This is a genomic window from Yersinia kristensenii (genome assembly GCF_900460525.1).
GTDB classification, from domain to species: Bacteria; Pseudomonadota; Gammaproteobacteria; order Enterobacterales; family Enterobacteriaceae; genus Yersinia; species Yersinia kristensenii.
The window spans coordinates 4,618,466-4,644,615 of record NZ_UHIY01000001.1; the positions used below are offsets into that span (position 1 = coordinate 4,618,466).

Consider the following 26,150-nt stretch of genomic DNA (forward strand, 5'->3'; position numbering starts at 1 on the left):
TTGTTAACTAAATTATTATTAATTGTTAACTAGCCGCGTCGGTACAAGCAGGGGCAAAAGGCAAGGTTAAGTCAGCCAAATTAAATAGTTAAAAAGATTAGAATGTTTGAATACTTTTAATGCTATTTAATTTCCCCCTCCTTGTACCGGAATGGGCGCGGTCTGTTAGCAAACAGCCAATCTCCAGTAACAGGAAAGAGAAGCTGGCGACAGTAACACGTGAAATAAGTAACCCCGCATAGCTGATGCCAGTACAATGTCCGCATCTTGAAGTACTTTGTTCCCACAGGAGCTACACCGTGCACCATTACCCAGCCAGCTATACTCATGATGAAGCCAGCGGCGAATACCATATTCATTATCGCGACTTTCCAGAATCAGGTTCAGTGACTTACTCGGTCGACGACATAGAGTTAGAAGCTCAAGATGGCATTAAAAACGGCATTGCCGCACAGATAGAAGAGCAGTGCCCTGTCCCTGCCCCGTCAGCATTGCAATCGGGTGATATTGCTATTCACGTGCCGATTTTAGTGCGCCTGAAAGCGGAATTGCACAATGCTATGCTCACCACTCAAACCCGCAAAGCCGATATGGCGCGTAAACTGAGCCTGAATGCTGCTCAGATGGATCGCCTGCTGGATGTGTATTACGCCTCTAAGGTTGAAGCTTTGGAACAAGCCCTTTATTTACTGGGCTTTGAAGCAGATGTGGCAGTAAGAAAAATCTAAAAATTACGCTGATGCCCCTCTTATCGCTTAAATTTGAGTCAAGAGAGTAACAAATTGTTATTAGGCGATAATTTAAAAAAACGTTAATAGCTTCACACTTCAATACATTGACTAACATTCATTACTGTTTTTGTACAAAAACGTGATCTGATGCATAGAATTACAGTATTGAAAATCGCTCTCTATTAGGATTACATTAGCGCCATCGACTCGCAGCAGTGGCTGAGTGACTCAGTCTGGCGAGGTGGCTCCAAGGGGGAGTGGTCAATGAAATATTTCTTTATGGGTATCTCAATTATGTTGGTGGTTTGGGTTGGCACCTTCATGATAATGGTCGAATAATCATCGGCTAAGATATTCACAACCTGACATCGTATAAAGGGCGCATTTGCGCCCTTTATCATTTTAATGACAGCATCATTCACCCGGCATCATTCTGCGCAAAGTATCATCACGGCGAATATAATGATGATAAAGTGCCGCCAACGCATGCGCCCCAATCACAAAATAGCCTAAATTAGCAATTAACTCATGGGTTTGCTTGAGATAAACCCGCGCGTCATCATTGGGTGTCACCCACTGTGGGACTTGCCAGCCGAGCAAGAACCAGGTTTTCCCGCCATAGGCCTGCGCCAAAACACCCAATATTGGCAATGATAAAAACATCAGATACAGACACCAATGCAAAATATGCGCCCCTAATAGCTGCCAATCCGGTAATTTTGGCGTGATCGCCGGTGTCACATTTCGGTGCCGCAGCCAGAGCCGCACCAGCATGAGCAACCAGACAGAAATACCAAAATTAAAATGCAGATTTTTCACTAAGGTTCTTTCTTCATCAGGTACCGAGTCACTGAGTAGCATCGCCGCATAGGTCAAAATGATCATCAATAACGTTAGCCAATGTAAGATTATCTGAGGTAATGAATAGCGATGTCTCATAGCCGCACGCTCCACTGAAATAACTCAATTAATCATAAGTATGATGTAAATAGATGAAGAGAACATGAAGAAGGATGGGTAATAGTGAAGAAGTATTTTTATTCTGACTGAAGATCGAAACCACCAGCCAGAATAAGCGTATACGGCGCTAAAAATCGCTAGCAGGTTAAGCTGTTTCGCTCGGGGTCGACTTCCCCGGTTTCAGCAAACCATCAGCACGGAACATACTTTTAATCCCGCGCACTGCTTGGCGGATCCGGTCCTGATTCTCAATCAGAGCGAAACGGACGTGGGTATCACCATAATCTCCGAATCCAATCCCCGGTGAGACACAGACTTTGGCATCGGATAGCAAGCGCTTGGCGAATTCCAGCGAGCCTAAATGGGCGTAAGGTTCAGGAATTTTTGCCCAAACATACATTGATGCTTTTGGATTCTCGACCATCCAACCCGCTTCGTGTAACCCACGAACCAAGGCGTTACGACGTTGGCGGTATTGTTCGGCGATATCACGCACGCACTGTTGATCCCCCTCCAGCGCAGCAATGGCGGCTACCTGCAATGGGGTAAAGGTGCCGTAATCGTGATAGCTCTTAATGCGCGCCAATGCATTGACCAGCTCAGGGTTACCGACCATAAAACCAATGCGCCAACCCGCCATATTGTAACTTTTAGATAAGGTAAAGAATTCTACCGCAATGTCTTTCGCCCCCGGCACTTGCATGATTGATGGCGCTTTCCAGCCATCATATACAATGTCGGCATAGGCCAAATCATGTACCACCAGCACATCATATTGCTTCGCCAGTGCCACTACGCGTTCAAAAAAATCCAGCTCGACACATTGCGCCGTCGGGTTAGACGGGAAACCAAGGATCATCATTTTCGGTTTTGGAATGGTTTCACGAATAGCTCGTTCCAGTTCACCAAAGAAATCAATACCTTCGGTCAGTGGAACCGAACGGACTTGTGCGCCCGCAATTACCGCACCGTAGATATGAATAGGATAACTGGGATTAGGCACCAGCACGGTATCACCGTGATCCAATGTCGCCAGCATCAAATGCGCCAGCCCCTCTTTCGAGCCGATGGTGACAATGGCTTCACTTTCAGGGTCAATATCCACCTGATAACGATCCGCATACCAGCGAGAAATCGCCCTGCGCAAGCGTGGTATCCCGCGCGAAGTTGAATAGCCGTGGGTGTCTTCACGTTGTGCGACACTGCACATTTTCTCAACAATATGCGGCGGTGTCGGGCCATCCGGATTACCCATACTAAAATCAATAATGTCTTCACCACGGCGACGCGCCGCCATCTTCAACTCAGCAGTGATATTGAAAACATAAGGGGGAAGACGATCAATTCGGGTAAAACGACGTTTGGAAGGGGATTCAGCCATAATTTCCTCAAGGATACGTTAGCGCCCGGACCGTCCGAGCGACGCTGACCAGTAAATGGTCTATTGATGAACATATCCCAGTGCTGATTAACTGTCGATAGGCTGATAACAAATATCCAACTCATCGGAGTTCAACGGGATAGCTCAAATTCACTATCCAACAGCCCCAATACCCAGTCATCACACCATTGCCCATCAAGCTGAAAGTTATCACGCAAAGTGCCTTCCCATTGGAAACCACAGCTCTCCAGCGTTCGCCGCGAAGCATGATTGCCTACGGTGACAGTGGCCTTCATTTTATGGAATTGGCATTGTTGGAAACCAAATTCCAACACCGCCATCAGTGACTCTTTAGCAAACCCCTTACCATGATAAGAAGGCAAGATGGCATAGCCCACCTCGGCTTGCTGGAGCGGTAACCATTCCGCCAAAAAGCCCGTCAGCCCCATCGCCTGCCCACTTTCTTTTTCACGGATAACCAAACATAACCAGTGGTTAGAGGTTTTCTCCCACGGCATGACACGTGATTCAAAACGGGCGTGTATTTCGGCCATTTCCAGCGGGTCCGCAATATAACGCTGGACGTCCGGGTTTTGATGTAGCTGCAAAAATAGCGGCCAATCTTGTTCATTAAGGCTATCCAGAACCAACCTTGGCGTCCGCAAAGAGATGGAGGAGTGGCTAAACATAGGGATCACAGGCACTTTTTTTCCTTTAATTTAAATAGGTTAACTGTAAAGAGAACAGTGAAAATTAAAGAGGAAATTTTGCCAAAACCTCATCCCTTTATTCTTCTCTATTTTACTTAAATAATGTCACCTCAAGATAACAAAAAATAAACAAATGCTCAGTAAAACGCAAACTCCTTACCGCGACCTCAACCTACTACTATTGGAGAGTCAACATCATGGCTTCATTACAAATAGACGATATTCCCGCAGCCATCAAAGCGGTGAAGCAACAATTGCGCCAAGCGCTACCCAATTATCAGCAGGTTTTCCACGCCGTGGAAGAGAATATCCGCCAACAAGTCACTGAGATCCGCCGGAGTCTGGCTCAAGGCGAGAATCCGGTTCCTCGCATTCATGCCGATGATATTATCAATGGCAAAGTTACTGACGAACAAAAAGCACAAATCAAAAAACGCGGTTGTTGCGCCATTCTCGGGGTGTTCCCGACAGAGAAAGCCGCAGCATGGAACCGTGAGATCGGCAATTATCTGGATCGTAATAATTTTGTCGAGCGCCTGAAAAATGCTGCAGAAGATAACTACTTTGGCACTCTGGCAGCCAGCAAACCACAAATTTACGGCATTTATTGGTCAACACCGCAAGTTGAAGCTCGCCAAGATCCGCGCATGAATGCAGTACAGATATTCTTAAATAATCTGTGGCAAACCGAAAGCAATGGCAAGCAACACTTTGATGCTAACCAGGTCGTGACCTATGCTGACCGTACACGGCGTCGCCCGCCAAAATCCTCATCTCTGGGCCTATCGCCTCATGTGGATGGCGGCTCTATTGAGCGCTGGCTGGATGAAAATTTCCGCCATGTTTATCGCCACGTGTTTTCCGGTGAATGGCAACAATACGATCCCTTTGCTGCTGAAGGCCGCCCGGAAGTGCGAGAGTTCCCGTCACCGGCGGTGTGCTCTATGTTCCGAACATTCCAGGGATGGACGGCCCTGACACCACAACGCACCCACGCCGGGACGTTAAATGTCATTCCTATTGCCAATGCCATGGCCTACATCCTGTTACGTGCTTTGCAAGACGATGTGGCCGATGATGACTTGTGCGGTGCTGCTCCGGGGCGAGCTTTATCGGCCTCTGAACAGTGGCATCCTCTTTTAATGGAAGCTATTTCCCCTATTCCAGATCTGGAAGCCGGTGACACGGTATTTTGGCACTGCGACGTGATTCATTCGGTAGAAAACGAACATCACGGCGAGTTTGACAGCAATGTGATGTATATCGCCGCTGCACCATGGTGTGAAAAAAATGCCGCTTACTTGCCACGTCAGTTAGCGAGTTTTCTTGATGGCCGCTCACCACCAGACTTTGCTGCCGATGATTTCGAAGTCGATTTCACCGGCCGGGCCACTGCCGATAATTTGACCGCCATCGGCAGACAACAACTGGGGATGACAAAGTAGCCTGACAGTTTGCCGGCGTTTTTCTCTCCGGCAAACTGGCTCAATAGCACGGATAAAGTAGCAGTCGACCACTATTTTCCTTATAGTTAGCGGCTTATTCGCCTCAAGGTCTACCTGATGATTCTTGCCCCTCAGATCCCAGGTTGATGCCAACAGAAAATGTTGCCAAGAGAAAATAGTGTGCACCAGATATTTGAAATGCTACTGGCGGTATTTGATCGCGCCGCACTGATGTTAATTTGCTTGTTCTTCCTGACCCGCACCCGCCTATTTCGTCAGTTACTACAAAAAGAGAAACACACGCCGCTGGAATTAGCCGCCGTCACCGCGATCTTTTCGCTATTTGCTATTTTTGGCACCTATTCCGGCATTAACGTTGAAGGTTCTCTGGTTAATGTGCGGGTCATTGCCGTAATGTCCGGCGGTATTTTATTTGGCCCATGGGTCGGAATTATTACCGGGCTTATCGCGGGTTCTCATCGCTACTTAATTGATATTGATGGCATTACCTCGGTCCCCTGCTTAATTACCAGTATTATTGCGGGTTTAATGTCGGGTTATATCAACCTGAAAGTCAAAAAAGAGCGCCAATGGAGTATTGGCATTCTGGCCGGTATGATTTGTGAATCGCTGACCATGCTCTTAGTGGTGATATGGGCCAAACCGACGACACTGGGTATCGATATTGTGTCTAAAATCGCGATTCCGATGATTTTAGGGGCGGTCTGTATTGGGTTAATTGTGCTGCTGGTGCAGAGTGTCGAGGATGAAAAAGAAGTGATTGCTGCGCGACAGGCAAAATTGGCGCTGGATATTGCGAATAAAACCTTACCCTATTTTCGCAATATCAACGGCGAATCATTGCGCAGTGTATGTGAAATTATTCGCAATGATATCAAAGCTGATGCCGTCGCCATTACTGACACTCAACATATTTTGGCGTATGTCGGTGTCGGAGTAGAAACTTATAATATCGGTCATGAAACAATCAGCGATATCACCAAAGAAAGTATTCAGCGCGGTAAAATCACCATCCGTAATAATGATGAAGCCCACCGAACTCCCCAAATTCATTCCCTAATTATTATCCCGTTATGGGAAAAAGGCGAAGTCACGGGTTCGCTGAAAATCTATTATTGCCATGCTCATAAAATCACTTACTCACTCAAAGTGATGGCAGTGGGTTTATCGCAAATTATCTCAACCCAGATTGAAGTTTCGCGTATTGAACACCTGCGCGAAATGGCGAATAAAGCAGAAATGCGCGCGCTACAAAGTAAAATTAATCCACACTTTTTATTTAATGCGTTAAATGCCATTTCCTCGTCAATTCGTATTAATCCAGATACCGCGCGCCAATTGATCATTAATTTGTCTCGCTATTTGCGCTATAACCTTGAATTAAATGATGAACAAATTGATATTCGTAAAGAATTGCATCAAATTCAAGACTATATCGCCATCGAACAAGCGCGGTTCGGCAGTAAATTGACGGTGATTTATGATATTGATGATGACATTGCGCTAAAAATCCCCAGCTTATTGATCCAGCCGCTGGTGGAGAATGCTATCGTGCATGGTATTCAGCCATGCCGTGGTAAAGGGGTGGTGGTGATCGCGGTTAAAGACAGTGGCGACCAGATAAAAATTTCGGTGAAAGACACCGGCAACGGAATTAATCAGGAGACTATTGCACGCGTGGCTAATAATGAAATGCCCGGCAATAAAATCGGTTTACTGAATGTCCATCATCGAGTGAAATTACTCTATGGCGAAGGTTTGCAGATCCGTCGAATGGAGCCGGGCACTGAGATTTCTTTTTATATCAGCAAAAATGGCGGTAAAGTCCATGCAGAGCCCCGCATGTCAGCCGGAGTTTAATCCGTGAAAGCAATTATTGTCGAAGATGAGTTTCTGGCTCAGGAAGAATTAAGTTACCTTATCCGTCAGCACAGTAATATCACTATCGAAGCCACCTTTGAAGATGGATTGGATGTGCTTAAATACCTGCAAAATCATCAGGTTGACGCCATCTTTCTCGACATTAACATCCCATCGTTAGATGGCGTTCTACTGGCGCAAAACATCAGCAAATTCGCCCATAAACCTTACATTATCTTTATTACGGCTTATAAAGAGCATGCAGTAGAAGCCTTTGAAATTGAAGCTTTTGACTATATTTTAAAGCCTTATCACGAATCACGTATTGTCACTATGCTGCAAAAGTTGGAAGCCCTTCATAAGCGTGATCGCCAAAATAAAGAGCAAACCAATAGCACTAGTCACCGCCCTGCGGCTCATACTATCAATCTGATGAAAGATGAGCGCATCATCGTCACGGATATCAATGATATTTATTATGCAGCGGCGCAGGAGAAGGTGACTCTGGTTTACACGCGGCGCGCAGAATTCATTATGCCAATGAATATCACCGAGTTTTGCAGCCGCTTGCCCGAAGAGTACTTTTTCCGCTGTCACCGCTCTTATTGTGTGAATTTAGCCAAAATCCGCGAAATCGTACCTTGGTTTAACAATACCTATATTCTGCGACTCAGTGATTTGGACTTTGAAGTCCCGGTTAGCCGCAGCAAGATAAAAGAATTTAGGCAACTGATGCGCCTTTAAATGCATTTCATTCCTCTCTGAATGCAGCTCATTCCCCTTTCGATCTATAGCTATTAGCCCGCCCGTATACTGGTTTCATTCGGCGGGCTGATAACACCTAAATACCAGATGTTCGGTGCTCCATCAGCGCGTAATTTTTAGGTTCCGACGCTATTGCTCACAGCTATAACTCCAGCAATAGCCATATTCGGGCCGTATGCATTGATGTTTAAGGAGTCCGGCATGAGCAGTAAACCGGTAAATCGTTGGCTAATTGTGGTTGGTACCATCATCGTTCAGATGGGTTTAGGCACTATCTATACTTGGAGCTTATTTAATCAGCCGCTAGGGGAAAAGTTCAGTTGGTCATTGGGGGCTGTTGCCACCACCTTCTCTATCACCAGTTTCTCTCTGGCTATCGCCACGTTATTTGCAGGACGCCTGCAAGAACGCATTGGCATCCGTAAACTGACACTGATTTCCGGCATCATCCTCGGTTTGGGTTTGATTGCCAGCTCTTTTGCCACTTCGCTCGGGATGATTTATCTACTGGCGGGTATTGTGGTGGGCTTTGCTGACGGCACCGCCTACATCACCACTCTGTCGAATCTGATTAAATGGTTCCCAGAACGTAAAGGGTTGATTTCAGGTATTTCTGTCGGCGCATTTGGCACCGGTAGCCTGTTGTTCAAATACGTGAATGCCAGTTTGATTGCCAACCAGGGCGTTTCGCTGGCTTTCTTCTACTGGGGCATTATCGTGATGGTCTTGGTTGGAGCCGGTTCTTTCTTGTTGCGAGAAAAAATCGTCGCGCCACAAGCAGTTACCGGCTTGCAATCTGCGCGTGCGGGCCGTGACTTCAGTGTTAAAGAGATGCTGGCGGTCAAAGAGTCTTACTTCTTGTTTATCATCTTCTTCACCGCCTGTATGAGTGGTTTATATCTGATTGGTATCGTGAAAGATTTGGGCGTGCAACTGGCAGGGATGGATTTGGTCACCGCCGCCAATACCGTGTCTGCCATCGCTATTTTTAACACCGCCGGGCGTATTATTCTGGGGGCGCTATCCGATAAAGTGGGCCGCCTGCGGGTTATCAGCTTTACCTTGCTGGTGACCACCTTAGCGGTATCTGTGCTGAGTTTTGTCCCACTGACTCACGCCCTGTTCTTCTTGTGTGTCGGTGCTATTGCTTTCTGTTTTGGTGGCAATATCACGGTGTTCCCGGCGATTGTTGGCGACTTTTTCGGTTTGAAAAATCACAGCAAAAACTACGGGATTATCTATCAAGGGTTTGGTTTAGGCGCACTGGCGGGGTCATTTATTGCGGCACGTTTGGGTGGGTATCACGCGACCTTTATCGTCATTGCGGTGATGTCAGTGGTTTCTCTGTTGTTAACCCTGATTATCAAGCCGCCGAAAGGGGCTGCTACCGAGGCAGAAAACACATCAACGGCTTCATCTGGGGTCACCGCCAACAGTCATGCTTGATAGTCAATTTTGTTTAGCCATAAAAAAGCAGAGCCGTGACTCTGCTTTTTTGTTTTATCAGCATCAAGGATGCAGGGTATGCCCTAACTTCTGACGCAAATAAGCCCCTGCGCCCAGCAAACCGGGTTGCTGATGAGTAATCATATAGACTGGAATATCCTGCAAGAAATCTTTGAAGCGGCCTTTGTCTTCAAAAGCTCCGCGAAAACCGGAAGCTTTAAAAAATTCCATAAAGCGCGGCACAATACCGCCTGCAATATACACACCGCCAAAGGTACTGAGATTCAAAGCCAGGTTGCCGCCAAAGCGCCCCATAATGACGCAAAACAGGGATAATGCGCGGCGGCAGTCGGTGCAACTGTCAGCCAGAGCGCGTTCGGTGACATCTTTCGGGGCTAAATTCTCGGGCTGGCGGCCATCAGAAATCACAATGGCCCGGTATAAATTGACCAGTCCTGGCCCGGAAAGCACCCTCTCAGCGGAAACGTGGCCCAGCTCCTGACGCAATACCGCCAGAATCCGGTCTTCTTCTTCGCTATTCGGTGCAAAATCCACATGCCCGCCTTCACCCGGCAAGCTTATCCAGCGGCTATCCACATTCACTAAATGCGCCACCCCAAGCCCCGTCCCAGCACCGTATACCGCCACCGGTTTGCCCGGCTGTGGCGATGTGCCGCCAAATTGCAATACATCCTGCGGTGACAGCATTGGGATCGCCATTGATACCGCGGTGAAATCATTGATGATTTCTAAGTACTTTAACCCCAGATTTTGCTGCATTGTGGCGATAGAGAATGCCCACGTGTGATTGGTCATGGCTACCCAATCGCCAGTAATCGGGCAAGCAATGGCGATACAACCATGCTCTACAGTGACCTTATGCTCTGATAAATATTGTGTAATGACAGCTTCCAGACTGTCGTAATCTAAACCTGAATATGTTTTTGCTTGTGATATTTCGCCCGTCGCCACAGCGCAAAGCGCCAAACGGGCATTCGTGCCGCCAACATCACCCACCAGGGCATAGCTCGTCATCAGAAACTTCTCCGTTACAGATATTCTTAACTTCAATTATGCTCACTGTAAAATCAGGCTGGAGAAACAACAATCTCAATACTGGAAACCGTTTCGCTTTGGGATAAAGATCACATAAAAACGTTTCAGCAGCGGCTAATTGTTACTGCTGACGGTAAAAAACAATGGGGGATAAATCAAAATCAGTTTGAACCGCGCCCTTCGCCAGAAGCTGGTTTGAGTTCTACGGGCTGCCGTGAACGAATAATTCGCCCCCGCAAACTGTCATAGGCCCAGTTGTAAAATAGGGTGTAAGGCAGGAAGAACAGGAAGAAACCCACCTCCAGCATAAATGCCTGTAACAGAGAAACCCCCAATACACCGGCCGCAATCGGCAAGCCGATCAAGATAAACCCACTTTCAAAGCCCAATGCATGGAGTGCCCGCACACGTAGGGTCTTGGCGACACGACTAACCGGCCAGAAGGTGTCAAACAAGCTGTTGTAAATAATATTCCACAGCATCGCCACTGAAGAAAGAAGAATGGCCAATGTGCCCATTTGTAATATGGAGCGATCGAGTAACCATGCCCCGACTGGCGCACAAATAGCAACGGCAATGACCTCAAAACCGATAGCATGAATAACGCGCTCAAATAAAGATTTGCGATGAACTTGCATAAAACACCCACTTAATTAATCAATAACAGATTGTCGAAGGTGATTATCATCGATTTTTAAGATAGATTAAAAATAGAAACCATCGATAAAATAGATACTTTATGTATTATTCTCCCGAATCATTGATTGCGTTTGTCGAAGCTGCCGCTCTGGGCTCTTTCTCAGCGGCAGCCCGCAAGCTGCGCAAAAGCCAGTCGACCATCAGCACCGCTATTGCCAATTTGGAGGCGGACCTGGGTTTGACATTGTTTGACCGGCAAGCCCGTCTGCCCGTATTGACTGACCATGGGCGCCGTGTACTCGCCCATGCACAGGAAATTCTGGCCGCCAGTGAGCGGCTGGATAATCTTTCCATCCGTTTGGCCGGCCAGGTTGAGACTCGGCTGACGTTTGTATTGTCTGACACCTATCAACCGACCCATCATGAAAGTCTGTTACGCCGCTTTGAACAGCGTTATCCTGATATCGAGTTTGAGTGTTTAATTGCCGAAGATTTCGATGTAATTGACTTGCTACAAATCAGACGGGCGCATATCGGCGTCGTGGAAGTTCAGCATCATTATCCACCCGACATCGCCGCTAGCCGATTACCCGCACAGACTGAAATGGCCATTTTTGTCAACCCCGACCATCCGCTGGCGCAGTTACCCCATGTCCACCCCGAACAATTAGCCACCACCCGACAACTTCGCCTGAATACTTATAACCGAACCGAGCACAATCAGTCGCAAGGGCTAATGTGGTCAGCGCCGAGTTATTTGATGTTGCTGGAAATGGCAGAACAAGGCTTCGGTTGGGCTATTCTGCCGCGCTGGCTGGTTAAACAATATAGTCGTAAAAAACTGGTTGCTTTATCGACCATTGGCTGGCCCAAAACTATTTCAATTGATGCCGTTTGGTCGAAAAAAAGCCCACCAGGGCCGGCAGGCTATTGGTTGCTGGATCAATTGACCGGTAAGACAAATAACAGCCAGTGAGGTCAGACAGCGGCATTACGAGTCTGAAGAGATTTAGCTATGTTAATTAATAATTCAGGCGCATCCATTTGCGGCAATACCACCTCGATAAAAGCTAATTGTTGGCAATTTTCGAGTTCTGCCAGCACCTGTTGTAATTGATCGACCTGAGTGACTCGACGGCTAAAACTTGGTTTATTCAAAGCCAGTGCCTGCGGCAATTGCGTCCAATCCCATTCGGCAATATCGTTATAGCGCTGTTGCGGCCCATGAATGGCGCGCTCTACCGTATATCCTTGGTTGTTAAGCAGAAAAATAATCGGTGTTAATCCGTCGCGCAACATTGACCCTAACTCTTGGATGGTCAGTTGAGCAGCGCCATCACCCACCAACAATATCACCCGCCGCTGTGGTTGTGCCAGCTGAGCACCATAAGCGGCTGGCAAACTAAAACCAATTGAGCCCCACAATGATTGAGCTATAAACGTACATCCGGACGGTAACTTCAATGATGCCGCGCCAAAGCATGAAGTGCCCTGATCTGTCACCACGATATCGCCAGGCCGTAAAAACGACTGGATGTGAGACCAAAATGCCTGTTGATTAAGCCAACCATGCGGCACAATTTCTGAGGTTGGGAGAGTGGTAGAGGGGTGAGTGATAACGGGTTGCTGCCATTCATTCTGCAATGATTGACACAATGTATGTAACGCCTCCACCGCAGTCACCATCGGGATTTGGCTGAAAACTTTTCGCCCAATACATACCTGTTCCGGCTGAATATCAATACAGTTATCTTGAATTATATGCTGGCTGAATCCGGCAGTAATGGTATCGACAAACCATACCCCGACCATCACCAAAACATCAGCGTTTTCAATGCACTCTTTGACTTTAATGTCACTGACCGCACCGGCATAAGTGCCAAGAAACAGTGGATGTGTTTCATCTAATAATCCTTTGCCCATCAGTAATGTCGAATGTGGCAGATTCACTGCCGCCAGCCAGTTATTCAGTGATTGTCGGGCACCAAATCGGTCAGCTAGAAAATCGGCTAATAGCGCCACCCGATGTGCTGACTGTAACTTCTCACGGGCCGCAGCAATAAACGCCTGCAACGATGAGGGGGACAAGATAGGTTGGGAGAGAGCCAAAGCTTCCGGGTGGGTTACCACATCAGTCTGTGCCACATCACTAGGGAGTTGGAGATAAACCGGCCGTCGCTGATATAGCGCAGCCACCAGCAGGCGATCAATTTCGGTCACCGCATTTTCAGCCGTCAAACTGGTTTGTGCACAGCTAACTTCTTTCGCCATGCGCGAAAAATGGCTAAAATCGCCGTCACCGAATGAGTGATGTAGCAATTCTCCGGCCTTTTGCGCCCGTAGCGCCGGTGTGCCAACAATATGAATGACTGGCAGATATTCAGCATAACTGCCAGCAATACCATTGATAGCACTTAATTCCCCCACGCCTACCGTGGTCAGTAAGGCAGCAGCAGGCATGACACGAGCATACCCATCCGCAGCATAAGCCGCATTAAGCTCATTGGCGCACCCCATCCATTCAATACCGGGATGGCTAATAACATGATCCAAAAAGTGAAGAGTAAAATCTCCTGGAACACCAAACAGGTGCCGGATACCCACTTGTGCCAGTCGATCCAGTAAATAATCTGCGACTTTATAGTTGCTCGACATAACAATCACAACCTTAATACTTATAGTGTGAAATAAGTATTAAACAAAGCATAAATAAATCTAATATTTTTAAATTATTAATTAACTCGCACAGTGTAACTATTTGCTGACATTCCCTTTTCCCTGTACCGATTTTGTTATCAAATTCTATTATCAATAATCGACTCTGTGATCTTGCCAACTTACGCCATCAGTGGAAACGCATACATTATGGTGGCATTTACTTTCATCAATAAGGGGCATCATGGTCTATCAAGCAACTTCCTCCCGCTATCAGGAGATGGAATATCACCGTTGTGGCCGTAGTGGATTAATGCTCCCGGCTATTTCTCTTGGCCTATGGCATAACTTTGGCGATAGCACGCTGTATGAAAATAGCCGTAATCTGATTCATCGAGCTTTTGATCATGGCATTACCCATTTTGATTTAGCCAATAACTATGGCCCCCCTCCCGGTTCAGCCGAACTGAATTTCGGCCGGATCCTGCAACAAGACCTGCGCCCTTATCGCGATGAACTGATTATCTCATCCAAAGCAGGCTACACCATGTGGCCTGGCCCTTATGGGGATTGGGGATCCAAAAAATATCTGGTCGCGAGCATTAATCAAAGTTTGCAACGCATGGGTTTGGATTATGTTGATATTTTTTATCATCACCGCCCAGACCCTAATACCCCGCTGGAAGAGACCATGGCGGCGCTGGATTTACTAGTGCGCCAAGGCAAAGCACTGTATATCGGTTTGTCGAACTACCCTGCTGCACAAGCGCGTCAAGCCTGTGAAATTCTCGCGCAGCTCGGCACTCCTTGCCTGATTCACCAACCGAAATATTCTATGTTTGAGCGCTGGATTGAAGCCGAGCTACAAGATACGCTGGATGAATATGGTGTGGGATCTATTGCTTTTTCGCCATTGGCAGGCGGCTTATTAACTGACCGCTATCTGGCAGGAATTCCATTAGATTCGCGGGCAGCCAGTGACAGTAAGTTCCTGAATCCTGAACAGCTTTCAGCGGAGAAACTGGCTAAGGTTCGCCAATTAAATGAACTGGCGCTTGATCGCGGGCAGAAGCTATCGCAAATGTCCTTAGCTTGGGTATTACGTGGCGGGCGAGTGACATCAGCATTGATTGGGGCCAGTAAAATCAGCCAAATTGATGATGCCGTCGGCATGTTGGCAAATACCGAATTCAGTGACGCAGAAATAAAAGCTATTGAAGATATTTTAGTGTAAACGTTCTCTTTTTAATCACTAAACAGGGGGTTGTGCCCCCTGCACCCCGCTTAATTACCCCCACAGATAAATCCTAAATCCGTATTTTACAGTTTTATCCGAACCTCAGCGGCTGACTTCCTGTTTAAGATAACGCCATAGCCTATAAGGCAAGACAAGGATAAATAATGTTAAAGACGGCCATATTTAAATCAACAATGTTAAAGCTGAGTATTGTGAGGCCAAGAAGAATAAGGCCCCTGTTGCTGATAACAATATTAGCCTGGTTCCCTCTTATCCCCATGGCGAATGCCGAAAGCATTGAGTTGCTGCCCAGTATTTCTTTACACATTGGCGAACAAGATCGCAGTGGTAATTATTGGGATGGTTATGACTGGCGCGACCGCCAATGGTGGCAAAATCATCAAGGGCGAGATTTAGGTGAGCGTAATCGTCATGGCCATTACTGGGATGGTCACCGCTGGCAAGATAGAGATTGGTGGAAAAAGAACTATTATTACCGCGAAGGGCGCTACTGGAAATATGACAAACATCATGACAACCGCGGCAAAAAACATCATCGAAACCAAGGGCGCGATCATCACCATCATGACTAATGCTCATGCGGTCTCTCAGACGGGTTTATATTTTTAACCCGCCTGACGGATAGACTTAAAGCAGGCTCACCAGCAGATAGCCATTTAATCCAATCACGCACAAGACAACTAATTTACCCAAAATCTGAGTCAACTTTTTATCAACCAACTCCCCCATCAATTCTTTATTGCCGGTGAAGACCAATAACGGTACCAGTGCCAATGCAATGCCAAAGCTCAGTAAAACTTGGCTCATCACCAGTATTTTAGTCGCGTCCATCCCGATCATAATGACAATAAAAGACGGCAACATGGTGATCGCGCGACGTAGCCACATGGGAATATAAAAGTGCACAAATCCCTGCATTACCACTTGCCCAGCCATAGTGCCCACCACTGTCGACGACAAGCCTGCGGCCACCAAGCTCAAGCCGAAAACCGTGGCGGCAGCATTGCCTAACAGGGGTTGCAAGGTCAAATAGGCCTCTTCGATTTCGGCAACATGTTGATAGCCATTGAAATGAAAAGCCGCAGCAGCGGTTGCCATCATGGCCAAATTCACAAAACCCGCAATCGTCATGGCAATCGCCACATCAAATTTGGTTGAAGCGTAGCGCTCAGTTTTGGATTCTTTACCTTCCGTCTGTGTTAATGCTGAATGCAGGTAAATGACGTGCGGCATAATGGTCGCCCCCAGAACCCCGGCGGCTAAAAACACCGCGTTACTGTTAGGCAAGCTCGGAATAATCATCCCGCGCCCCAGAGCCGCCAGTTCGGGCTGAGAGAAAATCAGTTCAACAATATAAGATGCCGCGACAAATAATAGCAGCCCACCAATCACCATTTCGATTGGCTTTTGCCCGCGATTTTGCAGCATAAGAATAAGGAAAGTGGCGATGCCGGTCAGTACCGCGCCTTGTAGAAGCGTTACGCCCAGTAGCAATTTGAAGCCAATAGCGGCCCCGATAAACTCGGCCAAGTCTGTAGCCATCACGATAATCTCAGCCTGCACCCAGTAAGCCCATACCACTGGGCGCGGGAAACGATCACGGATATGCTCCGCCAGATTCTTACCGGTTGCGATCCCTAGTTTTGCTGAGAGCAGTTGGACTAACATCGCCATGACATTGGCCCATACCACAACCCACAGGAGGGTATAGCCAAAGCTGGCTCCGGCCTGAATGTTAGTTGCAAAGTTACCGGGGTCGATATAGGCAATGGCAGCAATAAAGGCAGGCCCCATCAGGGAGAGTTTTATCCTCCTTGAGTTGCGACGAGGTGTATCGACAGCACGGCTATTCAACATTCAGTATTACCCTTGGAAATTTACGGCTACTTTCTTCTCACTAATAATATCTAAATGATAATAATTATCAAGCGCATTTAGAGAGGTGAAACTTATCTCTCTGATAGCTAATACCGCATAATCTACCGTGCAGTAAGCGGCCGTGCTTGGTTTCTGAAAAATGGTGTTAAATACGGCATCGCAATTTCCGAGCTCGATCACTACAATTGTTCAAACTAGCATATTTACACTATTTCTGTAGCATATTATTAACATCCTATTTTTTGTGATCAACCCCGCTAATTTGTTTGCATTAATGAAAGTGAATTTCTATATTTGCGGACTGCATCTCGTTTTTAATGTAGCCGTTACATAAAATGTCCACCAAAACCTAGCCTGCCTCTAATTTGGAGCACACATGTCCCATATTCTACAGTTTGCGTTGGCCTTAGTCGTAGTGGCCATATTAGCTCTGGTGATCTGTAAGGATCGCAAAAGCATCCGCATTCGGTTTGTTGTTCAATTATTGGTTATTGAAGTGTTGCTGGCGTACTTCTTCCTCCATTCAGAAGTTGGATTAGGTTTTGTGAAAGGATTCGCGGGCTTCTTCGATAAATTACTGGGGTTCGCTGCTACCGGCACCGATTTTGTCTTCGGCAACATGGGGGATAAAGGCCTCGCATTCTTCTTCCTGAGAGTGCTGTGCCCTATCGTCTTTATTTCTGCTTTGATTGGTATTCTGCAATACATTAAAGTTCTGCCCGTCGTGATTCGTATTATTGGGACTTTATTGTCCAAAGTTAACGGCATGGGTAAGCTGGAATCATTCAACGCAGTCAGTTCACTGATTCTGGGCCAGTCTGAAAACTTCATCGCCTATAAAGATATTTTAGGCAAAATGTCTGAAAAACGCATGTACACCATGGCAGCAACGGCAATGTCGACAGTTTCTATGTCGATTGTCGGTGCTTATATGTCAATGCTGGACGCGAAATTCGTGGTCGCAGCGCTGGTGCTTAACATGTTCAGCACCTTTATCGTGTTGTCACTAATCAACCCGTATAAAGCTGAAGATGAAGAAGAGTTACAGCTGAGCAACTTGCATGAAGGTCAAAGCTTCTTTGAAATGCTGGGTGAATACATTCTGGCCGGTTTCAAAGTCGCCATTATCGTGGCAGCAATGTTGATTGGTTTCATTGCATTGATTGCTGCTATGAATGCTCTGTTTAGCCTGCTGTTTGGTATTAGTTTCCAAGGTATTTTGGGTTATGTCTTCTTCCCGTTTGCTTGGGTAATGGGCATTCCTGCGCATGAAGCCTTGCAAGTTGGTGGCATTATGGCAACCAAACTGGTTTCTAACGAATTTGTGGCCATGATGGACTTGCAGAAAGTGGCATCAGAATTGTCACCACGCAGTGTGGGTATTCTGTCTGTATTCCTGGTTTCATTCGCTAACTTTTCGTCTATCGGTATCGTCGCCGGTGCGATTAAAGGCCTGAATGAACATCAAGGTAATGTCGTTTCTCGTTTTGGCTTGAAGCTGCTGTACGGTTCTACGCTGGTCAGTGTGCTGTCTGCGTCTATCGCGGGCCTGGTACTCTAACTATCAGAAAAAAATCTCTAAAGAGGCGCTACGGCGCCTTTTTTTATGTCTGTAATTCGCTGCTGAAGTATTTACATGCGTGATGATGATTAGGAAGTTAACAGGCTGAAGATATGAGCAGATCAAAGCAGGCCCATGAGAATGTCATTTGGGCGTTGAGGAGAGTAACTGGGATACTTGATATAATGGTGGGTCGTGCGGGATGACTCGTCCTGCGGACTCGCCCTTCGGGTCAACGCTGCGCGTTGCTGTCTCGCTGCGCTCGGCTCGAACCTGAATGCAGGCTCTCACCCACACGATGCTGCGCAATATGGTATTTCTGAGTTTGGGGGAGTAACTGGGATACTTGATATAATGGTGGGTCGTGCGGGATGACTCGTCCTGCGGACTCGCCCTTCGGGTCAACGCTGCGCGTTGCTGTCTCGCTGCGCTCGGCTCGAACCTGAACGCAGGGTCTCACCCACACGATGCTGCGCAATATGGTATTTCTGAGTTTGGGGGAGTAACTGGGATACTTGATATAATGGTGGGTCGTGCGGGATTCGAACCTGCGACCAATTGATTAAAAGTCAACTGCTCTACCAACTGAGCTAACGACCCATTATATAATGCTGAAAGTATAGAAGTGGTGGGCGATACCAGATTCGAACTGATGACCCCCTCCGTGTAAAGGAGATGCTCTACCAACTGAGCTAATCGCCCACTTCTACTACTTGATACTTCGAAACACTGCTTCAAAACAATGAGCGATGAGTGGTGGGCGATACCAGATTCGAACTGATGACCCCCTCCGTGTAAAGGAGATGCTCTACCAACTGAGCTAATCGCCCTCATCTATCTCATTTAATGCTTTGTATTTCGTTTACTTTATAACACGTCGAGTTTGGTGGGCGATACCAGATTCGAACTGATGACCCCCTCCGTGTAAAGGAGATGCTCTACCAACTGAGCTAATCGCCCCGCCGTGTTGTTGGAGTCGCATTATAGGGATAGTTCGAAGTGAGTCAACGGTTTTTAAAACGAAAACAATCGTTCGCCGCAAATTTAAACAGGATGCGATATTTATCGCCGTTATGAACCTTGGCATACCGGTAACATCGTTGAGGAATTGTCTCAGGGTGGTAGAATGTCGCCTACTTTTTCGAATTTCGAGCAACAACCAGCTTGTGCTGGTCGGCGTAGCGTAATAAGGCATCGAATCTAATGAAAATCAAAACCCGTTTTGCACCCAGTCCTACCGGCTATCTTCACGTCGGTGGCGCACGTACCGCACTGTATTCCTGGTTGTTCACTCGCCACTTTGGTGGTGAATTTGTTTTGCGTATTGAAGATACCGATCTTGAGCGCTCAACTCAGGAAGCCATCGACGCCATTATGGACGGTATGAACTGGCTGAATCTGGATTGGGATGAAGGCCCGTATTTCCAAACCAAACGTTTCGATCGCTACAATGCCGTTATTGACCAAATGTTGGAAAACGGCACTGCATATAGATGCTATTGCTCCAGAGAACGTCTGGATGAATTGCGCGAAGCCCAAATGGCCAATGGTGAGAAGCCCCGCTATGATGGCCGCTGCCGTGATAGCCAATGCCCCCATGGTGCTGACGAACCTTCTGTGGTGCGTTTTCGTAACCCGCAGGAAGGCTCCGTTATTTTCGATGATAAAATCCGTGGCCCAATCGAATTCAGCAACCAAGAGCTGGATGATTTAATCATCCGCCGTACCGATGGTTCGCCGACGTATAACTTCTGCGTCGTGGTTGATGACTGGGATATGGAAATCACCCATGTTATCCGTGGTGAAGACCATATCAACAATACCCCGCGCCAGATTAATATTCTGAAAGCATTGGGCGCGCCAGTTCCTGAATATGCTCACGTTTCAATGATTCTGGGTGATGACGGCAAAAAGCTGTCTAAGCGCCATGGCGCGGTCGGTGTGATGCAATACCGCGATGATGGCTATTTGCCCGAAGCGCTGTTGAACTATCTGGTTCGCCTGGGCTGGTCTCATGGTGATCAGGAAATTTTCTCTGTTGCTGAAATGACCGAGTTATTCACACTGGACGCAGTCAGCAAATCTGCCAGTGCTTTCAATACTGAAAAACTGCAATGGTTGAATCATCACTATATCAATAGCTTGCCGCCAGAACAGGTTGCAGTTCACTTGTCATGGCAAGTTGAGCAGTTGGGTATTGATACGCGCAATGGTCCTGAGTTAGCCGAGATAGTTAAACTGCTGGGCGAGCGCTGTAAAACATTGAAAGAAATGGCCGAATCTTGCCGTTACTTCTATGAAGAGTTTGACGAGTTCGATGCAGACGCGGCGAAAAAACATTTGCGCCCGGTGGCCCGCCAGCCGCTGGAAGCGGTTAAAGCCAAACTTGCTGCTATCACCGAATGGACGACTGAAAACGTTCACAATGCCATTCAGGGCACCGCTGATGAGCTGGGTGTAGGTATGGGCAAAGTTGGCATGCCGCTGCGCGTTGCTGTCACTGGCGCAGGCCAATCACCGGGTATGGATGTGACTGTGCATGCTATCGGGCAGGCTCGCTCGCTAGCACGTATTGATAAAGCTCTGGCCTTTATTAGCGAACGTGAAGCTCAGCAATAAAATCGAGTATATTTATCAGGCGGCTAATTAAAGTCGCCTTTTTTATGCTGTTTGCTCACTGATTTGGCGGCTTTTTCAGCGCTTGGCGCCAGAAATCGAATTAGCCGTTGACACTGTTTCAGGGGTTTCATATCATGCGCCCCGTTCACACAATTTATTATGTGCGCATTGGGGCTATAGCTCAGCTGGGAGAGCGCTTGCATGGCATGCAAGAGGTCGACGGTTCGATCCCGTCTAGCTCCACCAAATTTCTTGTTTGATAAATTTTCAAACTTGATAAGTGGGTGGCATATAATTCAGTACGAACAACCACATTTGTGGGGCTATAGCTCAGCTGGGAGAGCGCTTGCATGGCATGCAAGAGGTCGACGGTTCGATCCCGTCTAGCTCCACCACTCTTTAAAAGACCGGCCTATGGCCGGTTTTTTGCTTTCTAAGCTTTGCTCTCGCTATTCTCCAATTTATCATTCCGCACTGTTATCCTGTTTTATCCAAACCTGTTTTTTCTTAAAATACATTGATTACAAAGGAAATTACTGATGAACCAACGGCAGCAAATCATTGAATGGTTACGTGCGGACCCCTATCGGATGCAAGCTTTATCTTTTGCCCGTGAACTCCGGTTAAACCAGTGGTGCCTGGCCGCAGGATTTGTCCGTAATCTCGTGTGGGATAAGCTGCATGGACACCCTTCCCCTACTCCACTGAATGATATTGACTTAGTCTATTTCGATGCGCAAAACACCCGCGAACAGCATGATTTACAGCTCGAAGAGCAACTTAATCACACCACAGCGGCACGGCGTCAATCATTCCCGTGGTCAGTCAAAAATCAAGCTAGAATGCACCGACGCAGTGGACGCCAACCTTACACCAGCACCGAAGATGCCATCAGCTATTGGGTTGAAGTGGAGACGGCCATTGGTGCCAGCCTTAAAGAAAATGGCGATATTGAGCTGGTCACCCCGTTCAGTTTGGATGCTTTGTTTAGTAAAACTATTACGCTGAACAGCAAAAATGGTGAAATCGAGACTTACTATCAGCGAGTTAATAGTAAAGGTTGGCAACAACATTGGCCTGAATTACGTTTGGTCGTTTAGCCACACAGAACGCACATTGGCGCTCAAAAAAAAACCAAGTGATAAGATTGTGTAAAACCGCTCTCAGAAATTAAAGGTTAATATCCCTTCGTCGATAAGCATTACTCCACTCACGTTATCTCAAGGAATAATGATGTCGAATACCATCTCTACAGCATCAGTCTCCGTAAGCACAAGCAGTAGCAGTAGCAGCTCATCAGACAACAGTAGTGCCGCACAGATTAAATCTATTAATCAAGAGATCCAAAAACTGACTGAGAAGTTGAGCACTTTAAAAGATTCTGATTTGACTGCTGATGAGTTGCAAAAGCAGCAACAGCAAATTCAGAGTCAAATTGCCGCACTACAAGCTGAAGTTGCGCGTATTCAAGCCAAAGAGGCGGAAAAAACCAAAGAAGGGGACAACAATACTGTCAGCGCACCGGCCGGTGATGGCGTCAACCGCCCTTCGGCACAAAACCAGATTGACGTTTATATTTAATGACTTTTATACCTTATAAAACAATATGATGGCGATGACGGGAATCCGTCTATCGCCATATCTAAGTACAATATATACCCAAGGTCATTATGTACCCAAGGTCATTGGTGTTACGGCAAGGCAGCAAGTGAGCAAACCCCGATGAGCTGATACCAATCAGTGATTCGGGTGAGTGAGTGCCACTAACGCCGCAGTAGCTTCAAGGACGAAGGGTAAGTGGCTTAACTAAACTATCCAGCCCTTCAATCTTGATGGCCAGAGTCATCTCCATCAGCATACCCAGCTTGCCGTGAGGAAACTCACCTTTGCGCGCAAACCAAAGTAGGTACTCTTCCGGAAGATCGATCAATACCCGCCCCTGATATTTGCCGAAGGGCATACGGGTATTGGCGATCTCAACTAGATTTTCTTTTTCCACATGTCCCTCCAACAGTGAGATTATTCACCGAGCAAACGGATCATTTCCGCTTCATCGATAACCGTAATCCCCAGCTCCTGTGCTTTCACCAATTTTGAACCGGCGGCTTCACCCGCAATCACCAGATCCGTTTTCTTGGAAACACTGCCACTCACTTTTGCCCCTAAAGCAGTCAAACGATCTTTCGCTTCGTCCCGTGAGAGAATGGTCAGCGAGCCAGTCAGCACCACGGTTTTACCGGCAAATGGACTGTCAATCTCTTCGGCAATAATTTGTTGAGGTTCTGGCCAACTGATCACTTTTTCCAGCGCTTCGATCACTTTCTGATTGTGTTCTTCACCGAGGAAGTTCAGTACATGTTTGGCCACTATTTCACCCACATCCGGCACACTTTTTAATGCTTCAATATCGGCCGCACGCAGATTAGTCAGGTTACGGAAATGGGCCGCTAAGTTAGCTGCGGTCGCCTCACCGACTTCGCGAATACCCAAAGCATAGAGGAAACGCGCAAAAGTGGTCTGTTTCGCTTTTTCTAGCGCCGCAATCAGATTTTGTGCCGACTTCGGCCCCATCCGATCGAGACCGGTGAGCTTGCCCGCGGTCAGGGTGAATAAATCAGCAGGGTTCTCAACATACTGTTTTTCCACCAGTTGCTCGATAATTTTGTCACCCATGCCTTCGACATCCAGCGCCCGACGAGAAACAAAATGCTTCAACGCCTCTTTGCGCTGCGCCGCACAGAATAACCCACCGGTACAGCGGGCGACCGCTTCGCCTTCCACCCGCTCGATATCCGAGCCGCACACCGGACAGTGTTCAGGGAAAGTGATCTCTTTGGCATCCTGCGGGCGCTGCTCCATCACTACGCCCACCACCTGCGGAATCACATCTCCGGCACGGCGGACAATCACGGTGTCGCCAATGCGTAAGCCTAAGCGCTCGATTTCATCGGCATTATGCAAAGTGGCATTGCTGACAATGACACCAGCCACTTGCACGGGTTCCAGACGAGCGACCGGGGTAATCGCCCCGGTGCGCCCCACCTGAAACTCCACTTCACGAACCTGAGTTATCTGCTCTTGTGCCGGGAATTTAAATGCAGTGGCCCAGCGCGGCGCGCGCGCAACAAAGCCCAGCTGTTCTTGCAAGTCAAGTGAATCAACTTTAATGACCACGCCATCAATATCAAAACCTAAACCGGCGCGGTCTTGCTCAACCTGGCGATAGAAAGTAATCACCTGCTCACTGCCGGTGCATAATTTGACTCGGTTACTGACCGGTAAGCCCCAGTGTTTAAATTGCATCAGACGCTGAATATGACTGCGGGGAAGTTCACCACCCTCCAATAAACCCACGCCATAGCAGAAGAAAGTTAAGGGCCGTTTAGCGGTGATACGCGGGTCAAGCTGGCGTAGTGAACCGGCAGCAGCATTACGCGGGTTGGCAAAAATTTTGCCCCCTTTGCGGCGCGCCTCGTCATTCAGTTGCTCGAAACCGGCCTGTGGCATAAAGACTTCGCCACGAACTTCAACCCGACGCGGGATATTATCCCCTTGTAAACGCAGCGGAATAGCACGGATAGTGCGCACATTGGCAGTAATATTTTCACCGGTCGTGCCATCACCACGAGTTGCTGCCCGCACCAGTTCGCCCTCTTCATACAATAGACTCACGGCTAAACCATCAAGCTTCAATTCACAGCAGAATGTCAGCGGCTCCGCGCTTTTCAGCCGGTCATGCACCCGTTTGTCGAAAGCCAAATAACTTTCTTCATCAAAGACATTATCGAGAGAGAGCATCGGGACTTCATGTTTAACCTGCTCAAATGCATCAAGCGGCGCCGCCCCCACCCGTTGAGTCGGTGAGTCATTGGTAATCAGTTCAGGATGTTGTGCTTCCAAATCGCGCAATTGCTGCATCAGGCGGTCGTATTCAGCATCAGGGATCTCTGGCGCATCCAGCACATGGTATTGATGCTCGTGATGGCGCAATGAGGTTCTTAGTTGATTAATTTGCTGAATTATCGATTCCATGGCTCACCATCAAAGATAAAAAACCCCCGGCATGCGGGGGTTCGGGTTAATTCGATTCATTGCGCGGCAACGTTATCAGGCGGTTGCGTTTGCATCCAATACTTCACGGATGCGGGCCTTGTACGTTTCCAGTTTTTGCGGGGTCATCATGCGGCGCTCATCATCCAACACCACACCGCCGACATCATCAGCAATACGTTGGGCTGATTGCAGCATCAGCTTAAAGTTTTGATGCGCATCGCCATAAGACGGCACCATCATAAACATGGAGACACCCGGCGTTGAGAAGTCAGACATAGTGTCAGGGTCAAAAGAACCCGGTTTCACCATATTTGCCAAGCTGAATAATACGGGGCCACTGCCGGCTGGGCTAAGATGGCGATGGAAAATCCCCATTTCACCAAACTGGAAACCAGACTGAAGCACACTTTGTAGTAGCACTTCGCCCCCCAGAGCACCCCCATGATGAGCCGCAACATGCAGCACCAAAACGGTTTCTTTCAACTTTTGCGGTTTCACTTCGGGAGCAGGAGCAACAGGCTCTGGTTGTGATTCCACAGGTTGCGGAGTCACCCGAGCGGCATCCACAGAGTGTGGTTCTGCGTGACGCGGTTGTGAGTCATGCTCCTCAACCGAGCCAAACAAAGGATCACGCTGTGATTCATGCGGTGGTTGCTCAGCAGACAGCCCACCCAAAAGAGGGTCGTCATAGTCTGTTTGAACAGAAGCAAAAGGTTTTTGGCGAGGCTCCGCCTTAACCTGCACCGGCTTGGGTTCAGTATGCTGAATCACCGGCAGTTCATCGTCGTCCTCATCAAGATGATTAAACGAAGGCTTCTCTTGTGGATGAGCCGTGCGGACGCGCACTTCTCCCACCCCTTCATCGAGAGTCTCGATCGGGGTTTCAACTCGTTCTTGTTTCGGACGTTTAACTGGGCGATCGCGAAAAATTGATGAGCGTTCTTTACGGCTGGTCCATAAACCATGCAATAACAACGCTATTATGGCGATCGCGCCAACAACGATTAATATCAGACGCAAATCCTGCATCATTACTATCTCTGTTGTTCCAATACATTGCCACCGCGGCAAACATTCACCCTTTAACTCTATTTCCCAACGTACACAAGTGC

23 protein-coding genes, 6 tRNA genes and 2 other RNA genes are annotated in these 26,150 nt (G+C 47.6%); 15 read left to right on the plus strand and 16 right to left on the minus strand.

Going from position 1 to position 26,150, the window contains the following annotated elements:
* The first annotated feature begins 299 nt into the window (after positions 1 to 299).
* Together DX162_RS21540 and ypdK are read left to right on the plus strand one after the other, a co-directional pair.
* Positions 300 to 728 (plus strand): type II toxin-antitoxin system HicB family antitoxin, encoded by a 429-nt coding sequence (locus DX162_RS21540; RefSeq protein ID WP_004391904.1) that lies wholly within the window; start codon positions 300 to 302, stop codon positions 726 to 728.
* Positions 729 to 995: 267 nt separating this feature from the next.
* Positions 996 to 1,070 (plus strand): membrane protein YpdK, encoded by a 75-nt coding sequence (gene ypdK / locus DX162_RS21545; RefSeq protein WP_086017141.1) that lies wholly within the window; start codon positions 996 to 998, stop codon positions 1,068 to 1,070.
* A gap of 75 nt (positions 1,071 to 1,145) precedes the next feature.
* On the opposite strand, the gene DX162_RS21550 is transcribed toward ypdK, so the two are convergent.
* The 3 genes from DX162_RS21550 to DX162_RS21560 all read right to left on the minus strand — a co-directional run bounded on the left by DX162_RS21550 (position 1,146) and on the right by DX162_RS21560 (position 3,761).
* Entirely contained in the window at positions 1,146 to 1,670 is a 525-nt protein-coding gene (locus tag DX162_RS21550) for a cytochrome b (RefSeq protein ID WP_032820494.1), read from the minus strand.
* Positions 1,671 to 1,836: 166 nt separating this feature from the next.
* Positions 1,837 to 3,072: an alanine transaminase gene (gene alaC / locus DX162_RS21555; RefSeq protein WP_004391902.1), complete on the minus strand. Its 1,236-nt coding sequence runs from the start codon at positions 3,070 to 3,072 to the stop codon at positions 1,837 to 1,839.
* A 131-nt stretch (positions 3,073 to 3,203) separates the two neighbouring features.
* Positions 3,204 to 3,761: a GNAT family N-acetyltransferase gene (locus tag DX162_RS21560; RefSeq protein ID WP_004391901.1), complete on the minus strand. Its 558-nt coding sequence runs from the start codon at positions 3,759 to 3,761 to the stop codon at positions 3,204 to 3,206.
* A gap of 218 nt (positions 3,762 to 3,979) precedes the next feature.
* Between DX162_RS21560 and DX162_RS21565 the strand changes: the two genes are divergently transcribed.
* The 4 genes from DX162_RS21565 to DX162_RS21580 all read left to right on the plus strand — a co-directional run bounded on the left by DX162_RS21565 (position 3,980) and on the right by DX162_RS21580 (position 9,319).
* The gene (locus DX162_RS21565; protein WP_004391900.1) at positions 3,980 to 5,227 is read left to right on the plus strand and encodes a DUF1479 domain-containing protein; all 1,248 of its coding nucleotides are present in this window, start codon (positions 3,980 to 3,982) and stop codon (positions 5,225 to 5,227) included.
* Positions 5,228 to 5,407: 180 nt separating this feature from the next.
* A complete protein-coding gene (locus DX162_RS21570) occupies positions 5,408 to 7,108 on the plus strand; it encodes a sensor histidine kinase (protein WP_032820491.1) in 1,701 nt (566 codons plus the stop codon).
* Positions 7,109 to 7,111: 3 nt separating this feature from the next.
* Positions 7,112 to 7,852 carry a LytR/AlgR family response regulator transcription factor gene (locus DX162_RS21575; protein ID WP_004391898.1) on the plus strand — a complete coding sequence of 247 codons (741 nt, stop codon included), beginning with the start codon at positions 7,112 to 7,114 and terminating at the stop codon, positions 7,850 to 7,852.
* Positions 7,853 to 8,074: 222 nt separating this feature from the next.
* A complete protein-coding gene (locus tag DX162_RS21580; RefSeq protein ID WP_032820490.1) occupies positions 8,075 to 9,319 on the plus strand; it encodes an L-lactate MFS transporter in 1,245 nt (414 codons plus the stop codon).
* 63 nt (positions 9,320 to 9,382) lie between these two features.
* Here DX162_RS21580 and glk read toward each other — a convergent pair whose 3' ends face one another.
* Together glk and DX162_RS21590 are read right to left on the minus strand one after the other, a co-directional pair.
* Positions 9,383 to 10,354: a glucokinase gene (glk, locus tag DX162_RS21585; RefSeq protein ID WP_004391896.1), complete on the minus strand. Its 972-nt coding sequence runs from the start codon at positions 10,352 to 10,354 to the stop codon at positions 9,383 to 9,385.
* 182 nt (positions 10,355 to 10,536) lie between these two features.
* Complete coding sequence (locus DX162_RS21590) at positions 10,537 to 11,013, minus strand: multidrug/biocide efflux PACE transporter (protein ID WP_004391895.1); 477 nt, start codon at positions 11,011 to 11,013, stop codon at positions 10,537 to 10,539.
* A gap of 101 nt (positions 11,014 to 11,114) precedes the next feature.
* On the opposite strand from DX162_RS21590, the gene DX162_RS21595 reads away from it, so the two are divergent.
* Positions 11,115 to 11,990: a LysR family transcriptional regulator gene (locus DX162_RS21595; RefSeq protein ID WP_004391894.1), complete on the plus strand. Its 876-nt coding sequence runs from the start codon at positions 11,115 to 11,117 to the stop codon at positions 11,988 to 11,990.
* A gap of 2 nt (positions 11,991 to 11,992) precedes the next feature.
* Here the strand turns inward: DX162_RS21595 and DX162_RS21600 are convergent, their stop codons facing one another.
* A complete protein-coding gene (locus tag DX162_RS21600; protein ID WP_032820487.1) occupies positions 11,993 to 13,669 on the minus strand; it encodes an alpha-keto acid decarboxylase family protein in 1,677 nt (558 codons plus the stop codon).
* A gap of 244 nt (positions 13,670 to 13,913) precedes the next feature.
* On the opposite strand from DX162_RS21600, the gene DX162_RS21605 reads away from it, so the two are divergent.
* Both DX162_RS21605 and DX162_RS21610 read left to right on the plus strand, forming a co-directional pair.
* On the plus strand, positions 13,914 to 14,903 hold the full coding sequence (locus DX162_RS21605) for an aldo/keto reductase (RefSeq protein ID WP_004391892.1): 990 nt from the start codon (positions 13,914 to 13,916) through the stop codon (positions 14,901 to 14,903).
* 167 nt (positions 14,904 to 15,070) lie between these two features.
* Entirely contained in the window at positions 15,071 to 15,499 is a 429-nt protein-coding gene (locus tag DX162_RS21610) for a DUF2502 domain-containing protein (protein ID WP_080548338.1), read from the plus strand.
* Positions 15,500 to 15,554: 55 nt separating this feature from the next.
* Here DX162_RS21610 and DX162_RS21615 read toward each other — a convergent pair whose 3' ends face one another.
* Positions 15,555 to 16,784: an Nramp family divalent metal transporter gene (locus DX162_RS21615; RefSeq protein ID WP_032820485.1), complete on the minus strand. Its 1,230-nt coding sequence runs from the start codon at positions 16,782 to 16,784 to the stop codon at positions 15,555 to 15,557.
* A gap of 397 nt (positions 16,785 to 17,181) precedes the next feature.
* Between DX162_RS21615 and DX162_RS21620 the strand changes: the two genes are divergently transcribed.
* Positions 17,182 to 18,366, plus strand: a complete 1,185-nt coding sequence (locus tag DX162_RS21620) for a NupC/NupG family nucleoside CNT transporter (RefSeq protein ID WP_032820482.1) — start codon at positions 17,182 to 17,184, stop codon at positions 18,364 to 18,366.
* Between the two features lie 186 nt (positions 18,367 to 18,552).
* Here the strand turns inward: DX162_RS21620 and DX162_RS21625 are convergent.
* From DX162_RS21625 to DX162_RS21650, 6 genes are all read right to left on the minus strand, one after another.
* Positions 18,553 to 18,677: non-coding RNA, RtT sRNA (locus DX162_RS21625), on the minus strand.
* A 44-nt stretch (positions 18,678 to 18,721) separates the two neighbouring features.
* Positions 18,722 to 18,846, minus strand: a non-coding RNA gene (locus tag DX162_RS21630) — RtT sRNA.
* Between the two features lie 44 nt (positions 18,847 to 18,890).
* Positions 18,891 to 18,966 (minus strand) — tRNA-Lys (locus DX162_RS21635).
* Between the two features lie 26 nt (positions 18,967 to 18,992).
* Positions 18,993 to 19,068 (minus strand) — tRNA-Val (locus DX162_RS21640).
* Positions 19,069 to 19,120: 52 nt separating this feature from the next.
* A tRNA-Val gene (locus DX162_RS21645) sits at positions 19,121 to 19,196 on the minus strand.
* 54 nt (positions 19,197 to 19,250) lie between these two features.
* Positions 19,251 to 19,326: transfer RNA gene (locus DX162_RS21650), tRNA-Val, on the minus strand.
* Positions 19,327 to 19,569: 243 nt separating this feature from the next.
* Here DX162_RS21650 and gltX point away from each other — a divergent pair.
* From gltX to DX162_RS21680, 5 genes are all read left to right on the plus strand, one after another.
* On the plus strand, positions 19,570 to 20,985 hold the full coding sequence (gltX, locus tag DX162_RS21655) for a glutamate--tRNA ligase (protein ID WP_004393658.1): 1,416 nt from the start codon (positions 19,570 to 19,572) through the stop codon (positions 20,983 to 20,985).
* Positions 20,986 to 21,155: 170 nt separating this feature from the next.
* A tRNA-Ala gene (locus tag DX162_RS21665) sits at positions 21,156 to 21,231 on the plus strand.
* Positions 21,232 to 21,304: 73 nt separating this feature from the next.
* A tRNA-Ala gene (locus DX162_RS21670) sits at positions 21,305 to 21,380 on the plus strand.
* 144 nt (positions 21,381 to 21,524) lie between these two features.
* Entirely contained in the window at positions 21,525 to 22,085 is a 561-nt protein-coding gene (locus tag DX162_RS21675) for a nucleotidyltransferase family protein (protein ID WP_004393595.1), read from the plus strand.
* Between the two features lie 133 nt (positions 22,086 to 22,218).
* Positions 22,219 to 22,566, plus strand: a complete 348-nt coding sequence (locus tag DX162_RS21680; RefSeq protein ID WP_032821294.1) for a FlxA-like family protein — start codon at positions 22,219 to 22,221, stop codon at positions 22,564 to 22,566.
* A gap of 199 nt (positions 22,567 to 22,765) precedes the next feature.
* On the opposite strand, the gene DX162_RS21685 is transcribed toward DX162_RS21680, so the two are convergent.
* The 3 genes from DX162_RS21685 to zipA form a co-directional block, all read right to left on the minus strand.
* The gene (locus tag DX162_RS21685) at positions 22,766 to 22,984 is read right to left on the minus strand and encodes a DUF3820 family protein (RefSeq protein ID WP_004393593.1); all 219 of its coding nucleotides are present in this window, start codon (positions 22,982 to 22,984) and stop codon (positions 22,766 to 22,768) included.
* 20 nt (positions 22,985 to 23,004) lie between these two features.
* The gene (gene ligA / locus DX162_RS21690; RefSeq protein ID WP_004393592.1) at positions 23,005 to 25,017 is read right to left on the minus strand and encodes an NAD-dependent DNA ligase LigA; all 2,013 of its coding nucleotides are present in this window, start codon (positions 25,015 to 25,017) and stop codon (positions 23,005 to 23,007) included.
* Positions 25,018 to 25,092: 75 nt separating this feature from the next.
* On the minus strand, positions 25,093 to 26,070 hold the full coding sequence (zipA, locus tag DX162_RS21695; RefSeq protein WP_004393591.1) for a cell division protein ZipA: 978 nt from the start codon (positions 26,068 to 26,070) through the stop codon (positions 25,093 to 25,095).
* Between the last annotated feature and the right edge of the window lie 80 nt (positions 26,071 to 26,150).

Coding starts and splice junctions, on each gene's coding strand:
- DX162_RS21550 (WP_032820494.1), bottom strand. CDS start 1,670: ATGAGACATCGCTATTCATTACCTCAGATAATCTTACATTGGCTAACG.
- alaC (WP_004391902.1), bottom strand. CDS start 3,072: ATGGCTGAATCCCCTTCCAAACGTCGTTTTACCCGAATTGATCGTCTT.
- DX162_RS21560 (WP_004391901.1), bottom strand. CDS start 3,761: ATGTTTAGCCACTCCTCCATCTCTTTGCGGACGCCAAGGTTGGTTCTG.
- DX162_RS21565 (WP_004391900.1), top strand. CDS start 3,980: ATGGCTTCATTACAAATAGACGATATTCCCGCAGCCATCAAAGCGGTG.
- DX162_RS21580 (WP_032820490.1), top strand. CDS start 8,075: ATGAGCAGTAAACCGGTAAATCGTTGGCTAATTGTGGTTGGTACCATC.
- glk (WP_004391896.1), bottom strand. CDS start 10,354: ATGACGAGCTATGCCCTGGTGGGTGATGTTGGCGGCACGAATGCCCGT.
- DX162_RS21590 (WP_004391895.1), bottom strand. CDS start 11,013: ATGCAAGTTCATCGCAAATCTTTATTTGAGCGCGTTATTCATGCTATC.
- DX162_RS21595 (WP_004391894.1), top strand. CDS start 11,115: ATGTATTATTCTCCCGAATCATTGATTGCGTTTGTCGAAGCTGCCGCT.
- DX162_RS21600 (WP_032820487.1), bottom strand. CDS start 13,669: ATGTCGAGCAACTATAAAGTCGCAGATTATTTACTGGATCGACTGGCA.
- DX162_RS21605 (WP_004391892.1), top strand. CDS start 13,914: ATGGTCTATCAAGCAACTTCCTCCCGCTATCAGGAGATGGAATATCAC.
- DX162_RS21610 (WP_080548338.1), top strand. CDS start 15,071: ATGTTAAAGACGGCCATATTTAAATCAACAATGTTAAAGCTGAGTATT.
- DX162_RS21615 (WP_032820485.1), bottom strand. CDS start 16,784: ATGTTGAATAGCCGTGCTGTCGATACACCTCGTCGCAACTCAAGGAGG.
- DX162_RS21620 (WP_032820482.1), top strand. CDS start 17,182: ATGTCCCATATTCTACAGTTTGCGTTGGCCTTAGTCGTAGTGGCCATA.
- gltX (WP_004393658.1), top strand. CDS start 19,570: ATGAAAATCAAAACCCGTTTTGCACCCAGTCCTACCGGCTATCTTCAC.
- DX162_RS21675 (WP_004393595.1), top strand. CDS start 21,525: ATGAACCAACGGCAGCAAATCATTGAATGGTTACGTGCGGACCCCTAT.
- DX162_RS21680 (WP_032821294.1), top strand. CDS start 22,219: ATGTCGAATACCATCTCTACAGCATCAGTCTCCGTAAGCACAAGCAGT.
- ligA (WP_004393592.1), bottom strand. CDS start 25,017: ATGGAATCGATAATTCAGCAAATTAATCAACTAAGAACCTCATTGCGC.
- zipA (WP_004393591.1), bottom strand. CDS start 26,070: ATGATGCAGGATTTGCGTCTGATATTAATCGTTGTTGGCGCGATCGCC.